Raw genomic sequence first — 7,310 nt, 5'->3', positions numbered from 1 at the left:
GCGGCCATGGCCGGTGCCCCTACGCTTACCGGGGAGCAGGAGGCTGCGCTGGAAATCCTCTCCGGCGGATTTGGCCGCTTCCAGCCCTTCCTGCTGGCCGGGGTGACGGGCAGCGGCAAGACCGAGGTGTATCTGCGCCTCGTGCAGCAGACCATCGCCCGGGGTGGGCAAGCCCTGATCCTGGTGCCCGAGATCGCCCTCACGCCGCAGCTGGAAGGGCGCGTGGCGGGGCGCTTCCCTGCCGCCCGGGTGGTCAGCCTGCATTCGGCCCTGGCCGAGGGTGCGCGCTCCCAGGGCTTCGTGCAGGCCATGGAGGGGCGTGCCGACATCGTGCTCGGCACCCGCCTGTCGGTGTTCACCCCCCTGCCCCGCCTGGGCCTGATCGTCGTGGATGAAGAGCACGATGCCAGCTACAAGCAGCACGAAGGGGTGCGCTACAACGCCCGGGATCTGGCCATCTGGCGTGCCCGCCAGCGGGGCGTGCCCATCGTTCTCGGCTCGGCCACCCCCTCCCTGGAAAGCTGGCATGCCGCCGACACCGGCCGCTATCGGCGCGTGGAGCTGGCCAGCCGTGCCGTGGCCGCGACCCTGCCCAAGGTGCGGCCGGTGGATATCCGCCGCGAGAAGCTGCAGAACGGGATGTCGGAACACCTCCTGAGGGCCATTGCGGCCCGCCTGGAGCGAGGCGAACAGAGCCTGGTCTTCCTCAACCGCCGGGGCTATGCGCCGGTGCTGTCCTGCCCTTCCTGCGGCTGGGTCAGCCGCTGTCCCCACTGCACGGCCAACATGGTGCTGCACCTGGCCGACAAGCGCTTGCGTTGCCACCACTGCAGCCACGAGGCGGGCATTCCCCTGGCCTGCCCCGACTGTGGTGACCAGGACATCCAGCCCTTTGGCCGCGGCACCCAGCGTCTTGAAGAGACCCTGGGCCAGCGTTTTCCCGAGGCCCGCGTGCTGCGCGTGGATCGGGATGCCGCCCGCACCCGCAGCCAGTGGGATGCCCTCCTCGACCAGATCGGCCGCGGCGACGCCGACATCCTCGTCGGCACCCAGATGATGGCCAAGGGGCACGACTTTCCGCGGTTGACCTTCGTTGGGGTGCTCAACGCCGACTCCTCCCTGTTTGCCGCCGACTTCCGCGCCCCCGAACGTCTGTTCCAGCAGCTCATGCAGGTGGGTGGCCGGGCCGGCCGGGGCGAGCTGCCCGGCGAAGTGATGATCCAGACCCAGTACCCGGATCACCCCCTCTACAAGTGCCTGGAGGCCCACGACTTCGCCCGCTACGCGGCCCTGCAGCTGGAGGAGCGCAAGCAGGCCCGTTTTCCGCCGTATGCGGCCAACGCCCTGCTGTTCGCGACCGCACCGGAGGTGGCCATCGCCATCGACTGGCTAAAAGAAGCCCGTGCCCTCGCCGCGCCCCTGGCCCAGGCCTTCGGCGTGCAGGTGTTCGACCCGGTACCCATGCGCATGGTCCGCCTGGCCCGCCGTGAGCGTGCCCAACTCCTCGTCGAGGCCCCCGCCCGCCCGGCGCTGCAGGCCTTCCTCACCGAATGGAGCCGGCACCTGTGGGGCCTGCGTGCACCCCGCGAGCTGCGCTGGCACCTGGACGTGGACCCCGCCGAGGTGTAAGCCGCCGGTGTCCTGCGGCCCTGTTACAAACGCACATGCCCTTACATCTGCATTGCCAACCTCGCGCGGACAGGGCGCGTTGATCGCAGCAAGGGCCGGCAATCACGCCGGTCCGGTTGATCAACATACCCAGTCCAGGAGAACACCATGCTGAACAAGATCATCGCCCTTGCCATCGCCGCCGGTTTCGCTTCCGCCACCTTCGCCCAGGCACCGGCAGCCGGCCCCGCCGCAGCGCCGGCTGCAGCCATGGAGAAGAAGGTCGAGGCCGTCAAGGCCGCCGAGCCGGTGAAGGCTGAAGTGGCCAAGGTCGAGAAGGGCGCTGCCGCCAAGGCCCACAAGGCCAAGGAACATGCCAAGGAACACGCAAAGCCTGCCGCCATGCCGGCAGCTGCGGCACCGGCAGCTGCACCCGCCGTCAAGTAAGCGTTCTTCCTCTTCCCCGAGGGGGCGTGTTCCGGACATCCGGGGCACGCCCCCTCCGTCGTTTACCGTGCCGATCCATGATTCAGATCAAGATCCGCTGCCCAGGAAAGGCGTCAAATCAGTCCGCGATTTAGACCAATTCTAAAAAACCCCCCCAAGAGATCCGGTTTCAGTGTTTCGACATCAGTTCTTTCTGGAGGATGAAAACATGAAGATCAGCCGCCTTGCCCTTGTCACTGCCGTCGTCTGTGGCAGCCTCACCTCCCTTGTCCAGGCAGCCAAGCCCGCCAGTGAGCCGGTCGCTCCCATCGCGCCGGCCAAGGTCACCAACCCGAAGCTGGTCGAGCTGGGCAAGAAGCTCTACTTCGATCCGCGCCTGTCCAAGTCGGGCTTCATCTCCTGCAACTCGTGCCATAACCTGTCCATGGGCGGCACCGACAATCTCAAGACCTCCATCGGTCACAACTGGCAGAAGGGCCCCATCAACGCCCCGACGGTGCTCAACTCCAGCCTTGCCGTGGCCCAGTTCTGGGACGGACGGGCCAAGGATCTGAAGGCTCAGGCCGGCGGCCCCATCGCCAACCCGGGTGAGATGGCCTTCACCCACGAGCTGGCCGTGGATGTGCTCAAGTCCATTCCCCAGTACGTGGCCGAGTTCAAGGCGGTGTTCGGGTCGGAGACGGTGGACATCAGCAAGGTCACCGACGCCATCGCCGCCTTCGAGGAAACCCTGGTCACGCCCAATTCCCGCTTCGACAAGTGGCTGAAGGGCGACAAAAAGGCCCTCAACGAGAAGGAGCTGGCCGGCTATGCCCTGTTCAAGAACAGTGGCTGTGTGGCCTGTCACAACGGTCCGGCCCTGGGTGGCACCTCCTTCCAGAAGATGGGTGTGGTCGAGCCGTACAAGGCCAGCAGCCCGGCCGAGGGCCGTTCGGCGGTGACCGGCAAGGATGCCGACCGCTTCAACTTCAAGGTTCCGACCCTGCGCAACGTGGAACTCACCTATCCGTACTTCCATGACGGCGAAGCGGCCACCCTGGAGCAGGCCGTGGACACCATGGGCCGCCTGCAGCTCGGCAAGCAGTTCACCGCCGACGAGAACGCGAAGATCGTGGCCTTCCTGAAGACACTTACCGGCGATCAGCCCAGCTTCAGGATGCCGATCCTGCCGCCTTCGACCAACGCCACGCCGCGTCCGAAGCCCTTCGAGTAAATCCCGCTGGCGGGGCGGTCCGGCATGGACAGCCCCGCGCGCGTAGACCAGTGGCCTCCTGACTCGATAAGATCCGGATCACCTCCTCCCGCGAGGGAGACAGAATTCGAACAGTACGGACGCCCCGACGGAGATCCCACCATGGCAGACATGAGCATCAGGCAGGCGACCGAGCTGCTGCGCGAGGCCGGCATTCCGGTCACCCTGCAGCGTGTCGAGATCGCCCGCAGCATGTTGTCCGCTCCGGTCCATCTATCGGCCGACCAGGTGTTCAGCCGTGTCCGCGAGAGCGTGCCGGCCACCTCCCGGGCCACGGTGTACAACACCCTTAAACTGTTCAGAGAGAAGAACTTGGTACGAGAGCTCATCGTGGACCCGGAGCGGGTTGTGTTTGACTCCAACACCGCGCCCCATTACCACCTCTATGATGCCGCAAGCGGCCGGCTCGTCGATGTCTCCGCCGACGAGCTGAAGGTGGTCGGCATGCCCGCCCTTCCCCCCGGGATGGAGCTCGAGGAGGTGGATGTGATAATCCGCGTGCGCAGCCGCCCATAGTTGGTGCTGCCTACCTGCCCGCGGCAGGTTCGGTGGGGGCATCGACTTACATTTTGAGAATTATTCTCGTTTACAAAATCAGCCTGTGGGATTAAATTGAGAACTGTTCTCAACAATCCCAAGTGGGTGATTTCATGGATCCTGTCAGCGGCCTGCCGCCCGCCCTTGCCCCCGTCCCGGCCAGCCTGTGGGCCGGGGCGCTCAGCGAACTCCTCAATCATGGTGAGACCGGTTGCCGCCAGTCCGCGCGCCGGGCTGCCGATCTCCTGACCCGCTTGGCTGAGAGTCCGGCCGTTGATCGTGAGGTCCGCGACCTGTGCGAACGGGCCTGCGACCGGCTCACCCACCCTGCCCAGGAGCGTCGCCATGTGCCTGGCGTCTGATCCGAAGGGCGGAGATCTGCAGGCCCTGCTGCGTGCCGAGTACGCCAGTGCCCTGGTGGCCATCGAGCTCCCGAAGCCGGGCGCCCTGCCTTCCCTCCGGCGTGCCCGCCTGTGGGATCTGGACGACAAGCTGCATTGCCCGATCATCGGCACCTGCATCTCCATCGAGGAGCTGCAACGCCTCGCGCGGCGTTTCCAGTTTGCCGGCCCGTCCGATGACGACTTCACGGTGCACGTGGAAGCAGTGGGCCTCGCCCGCAATCGCAACCCGGTGTCCGAAGCCCTGCAGCGCCACCTCGAGAAGAAGTTCCACCTGGCAGTGGAGCGTTTCGGAAAGCTCAAGAGCGATGCCGAAGTCCGCCAGCAGTGGATCGAATGCTGCAACCGGGGCGAGGTGGCCGGCCCCCTGTGGGCGGTGTGCACCCACCGGGCCGTGTCGGCGGAAACCCGTCAGCGTGCCTATACGGACATCCACATGCTGTCCCATCAGGTGGGGGCGGGACAGGCTGCCGACGCCAGGCGCCTGGCCCATCTTCTGGCTGAGAACGCCGATCTGAAGCGCAGCCACGCGCAGGAAACGGCGGCCTTGCGCCGCCAGCTTGCCGACGCAACTGCCGGGCTCGCCGAGCGGGAGGCTGCAGCCGAGCAGGCGGCGCTGTACCAGAAGCGCCTGCAACGTTTCGAGTCGGGTCAGGCCTATGTGGAGATGGGGCAGCGCCTGCTGGCTCTGCAGGCCTCCCACGAGGCCCTGCTCAGCAGCGCCCGGCAGGTGCAGGAGCTGGAGCGGCAGCTCAAGGAGAGCCGTGAGGAGTTGCGTCGGCTGTCGGTGGAGCGCGATACGGCGGTGGCCGAACGGGAAGCCCTGGAGCACTTGCTGCAGGCCCTGGATTCGCCTGTGTGCGACAAGGCCGGCGGTGACGACTGCGCCGGTTGCAGCGAGGCCCTGACGGCACGTTGCGTGCTCTACGTGGGGGGGCGTGCCTCCCTGCTGGCACAGTATCGTCAGCTTGCCGAGCGGCTTGGCATCACCCTGATCCACCACGACGGCGGGCAGGAGGAGTCCCTGTCGCGGCTGCCCGAGCTGATCCGCGGCGCAGACGCGGTGGTGTGCCCCACCGATCGCATCAGCCACAACGCCTACTACCACGTGAAGGCCCACTGCAAGCGGGTCGGCAAGCCCTGCCTGTTCTACCGGGGAGGCGGCGTGTCGGGCTTTGCCGTGGCGATGGCCCGGGTCAGCCGGGGAGAGTTCAGCGTGGCCGGAAGCGAGGCGGGCTGAATCTCATTCAGTGGGGCTTGAAGCGGCCGGCGCGGGCCAACGGCACGAAGCTCAGGATCTGCGCCCCCAGCAGGATCAGGAAAGCCACCCGCAGGGCATCTGCTCCGCCCATGCCGCCGACGCGAAAGCCGTCCAGCAGCCCGCCCAGGCCCCACTGCACCACGAAGGCGCCGATGAAGGCCATCAGGTTGATGCTGGTGGTCACCCGGCCCGTAAGGTGCAGGGGAAACAGGCCGGCCACCACCCCGTACATCTGCGCGCCGGTGGCCGACACGACCCCGAGCAGGCACCACAGCACCAGAGTTGAACCCGCCTCGGCGATGATCAGGCCCTCCACCACCATGGTCAGGAACAGCCCCACCTGCATCAGGCGCAGGGGCGTGAAGCCCCGGGCTGCGAGCCGGGTCGCCCAGGCGCCGATGGAGAGCTGGCCGGTAAGCATGCCGATGTTGAGCCAGAACAGATGGTCGGCGGCCACGCCGCGGCTGTAGCCATTGACCTCCATCAGCCAGGGCACGGCCCACAAGCCCTGCAGGGCCATGAAGCCCCCGGTGAAGAAGGCGGACTGCCCCGAGAAGCTCCAGAAACGCCCTGCTGACAGCACCTCGGCGACGCCGCGCAGAGCGCTCTGCAGATCCACGCCGTGGGTGCCCTCGTCCTTCTCCGGCATGGCAAGGAAGATCAGGGCGGCAATGCCCGCGGCCAGGGCGGCCACCACCCAGAAGGCGCCGCGCCAGCCCAGGAAGGGCAGCGCAGCTTCGAGGGGGGCCGATGCGGTGACGGCACCGAGGGCGCCGCAGGACATGATGTAGCCCGTCATCGAGGCCAGCTTCTCCCGCGGGAACCACAGGGTGAATCCCTTCAGCCCGGCCATCAGGCAGGCCGCCACCCCCAGGCCGATCAGGCCGCGGGCACTGGCCAGGGTGGGCAGGCTGTCACCGGTGGCAAAGAGCACCCCGCCGAGGGCCGTGATCAGCAGCAGGGCTGCCTCCACCCGCCGCGGGCCATAGCGGTCCAGGGCGATACCCACGGGGATCTGGGCCAGACCGAAGGCAAAGAAGTAGGTGCTGGTGAGCAGGCCCAGGTCGGCGGCGGTCAGGCCCAGCTCCCGGGTCAGATCCGGCGAGATCACGGCGTTGACGGTGCGCAGCAGGTAGGAAAGGTAATAGCCCAGGGCAAAGGGCAGGAAGATCCGGCTGACCAGAAAGAGCGAGGAAGGAGCTGGGCGGGCGGGCATGGGACAAGCGGAACGATTGGGCGAGCCCGGAGCTTACCGGGGGCGGCTGGCTTCGTGTCAGAACACTAGGGTAAGCCCCAAGACGTTTCGGTCTGGTTGGTCGAGTCGCATCCGGGGGGGCGATGTGATGCGTGTCCTTGCATTGATCTGCTGTGCATAATTTAACTAAAGTTTGCATATTTGACGTCGTTACCGGCTCACGACATCACCGGAATCCATCCATGTCCCAGCCCGCCTCGATTCTGCTCGTTGATGACAGTCGCGCCTCGCGCATGTTGTGTGCGGCGGTCATGCGCAGCCTGCATCCCGAGCTTCATCTGCTCGAAGCGGGAGACGGGGCTGCCGCACTCGCCCTGCTCGACGATGCCCATCCTGATCTGGCTGTGCTGGACATGAACATGCCGGGCATGTCCGGCATCGAACTGGCGGAACGGCTGCGCCTCAGTCATCCCGGGATGAAGCTGGCCCTCCTCACGGCCAACACCCAGGAAGCCATTCAACGCAGGGCCGCCGCCCTCGGTGTGCATTTCTTCCGGAAACCCATTGGCGAGAAGGTCGTTGCAGACATCCTCGCCTTGCTGGAGTAGG

At 66.6% G+C, this 7,310-nt stretch carries 8 protein-coding genes; 7 read left to right on the top strand and 1 reads right to left on the bottom strand.

From position 1 onward, the window contains the following. The 6 genes from J0L98_RS10475 to J0L98_RS10450 form a co-directional block, all read left to right on the top strand. A partial coding sequence (locus tag J0L98_RS10475; protein WP_296411745.1) for a primosomal protein N' occupies window positions 1-1,629 on the top strand: 1,629 nt, incomplete at its 5' end. 147 nt (window positions 1,630-1,776) lie between these two features. Further along, window positions 1,777-2,055, top strand: a complete 279-nt coding sequence (locus J0L98_RS10470; protein ID WP_296411743.1) for an amine oxidase — start codon at window positions 1,777-1,779, stop codon at window positions 2,053-2,055. A 208-nt stretch (window positions 2,056-2,263) separates the two neighbouring features. After that, the gene (locus J0L98_RS10465) at window positions 2,264-3,268 is read left to right on the top strand and encodes a cytochrome-c peroxidase (protein WP_296411741.1); all 1,005 of its coding nucleotides are present in this window, start codon (window positions 2,264-2,266) and stop codon (window positions 3,266-3,268) included. A 141-nt stretch (window positions 3,269-3,409) separates the two neighbouring features. Continuing rightward, window positions 3,410-3,823 carry a Fur family transcriptional regulator gene (locus J0L98_RS10460; RefSeq protein ID WP_296411740.1) on the top strand — a complete coding sequence of 138 codons (414 nt, stop codon included), beginning with the start codon at window positions 3,410-3,412 and terminating at the stop codon, window positions 3,821-3,823. 134 nt (window positions 3,824-3,957) lie between these two features. Further along, window positions 3,958-4,206 (top strand): hypothetical protein, encoded by a 249-nt coding sequence (locus J0L98_RS10455; RefSeq protein ID WP_296411739.1) that lies wholly within the window; start codon window positions 3,958-3,960, stop codon window positions 4,204-4,206. Next, the gene (locus tag J0L98_RS10450; RefSeq protein WP_296411738.1) at window positions 4,190-5,485 is read left to right on the top strand and encodes a DUF2325 domain-containing protein; all 1,296 of its coding nucleotides are present in this window, start codon (window positions 4,190-4,192) and stop codon (window positions 5,483-5,485) included. Before J0L98_RS10455 ends, J0L98_RS10450 begins: the two co-directional genes overlap by 17 nt. Before the next feature lie 7 nt (window positions 5,486-5,492). Here J0L98_RS10450 and J0L98_RS10445 read toward each other — a convergent pair whose 3' ends face one another. Then, window positions 5,493-6,722, bottom strand: a complete 1,230-nt coding sequence (locus J0L98_RS10445) for an MFS transporter (protein WP_296411735.1) — start codon at window positions 6,720-6,722, stop codon at window positions 5,493-5,495. Window positions 6,723-6,943: 221 nt separating this feature from the next. Here J0L98_RS10445 and J0L98_RS10440 point away from each other — a divergent pair, with 221 nt between their 5' ends. Further along, the gene (locus J0L98_RS10440; protein ID WP_296411733.1) at window positions 6,944-7,309 is read left to right on the top strand and encodes a response regulator; all 366 of its coding nucleotides are present in this window, start codon (window positions 6,944-6,946) and stop codon (window positions 7,307-7,309) included. The last annotated feature ends 1 nt before the right edge of the window (window position 7,310 follow it).

This window comes from Zoogloea sp. (assembly GCF_017302315.1).
Lineage (GTDB): Bacteria > Pseudomonadota > Gammaproteobacteria > Burkholderiales > Rhodocyclaceae > Zoogloea.
The sequence above is the reverse complement of the archived record's forward strand: the minus strand, read 5'-3'. Positions and strand labels throughout refer to the sequence as shown.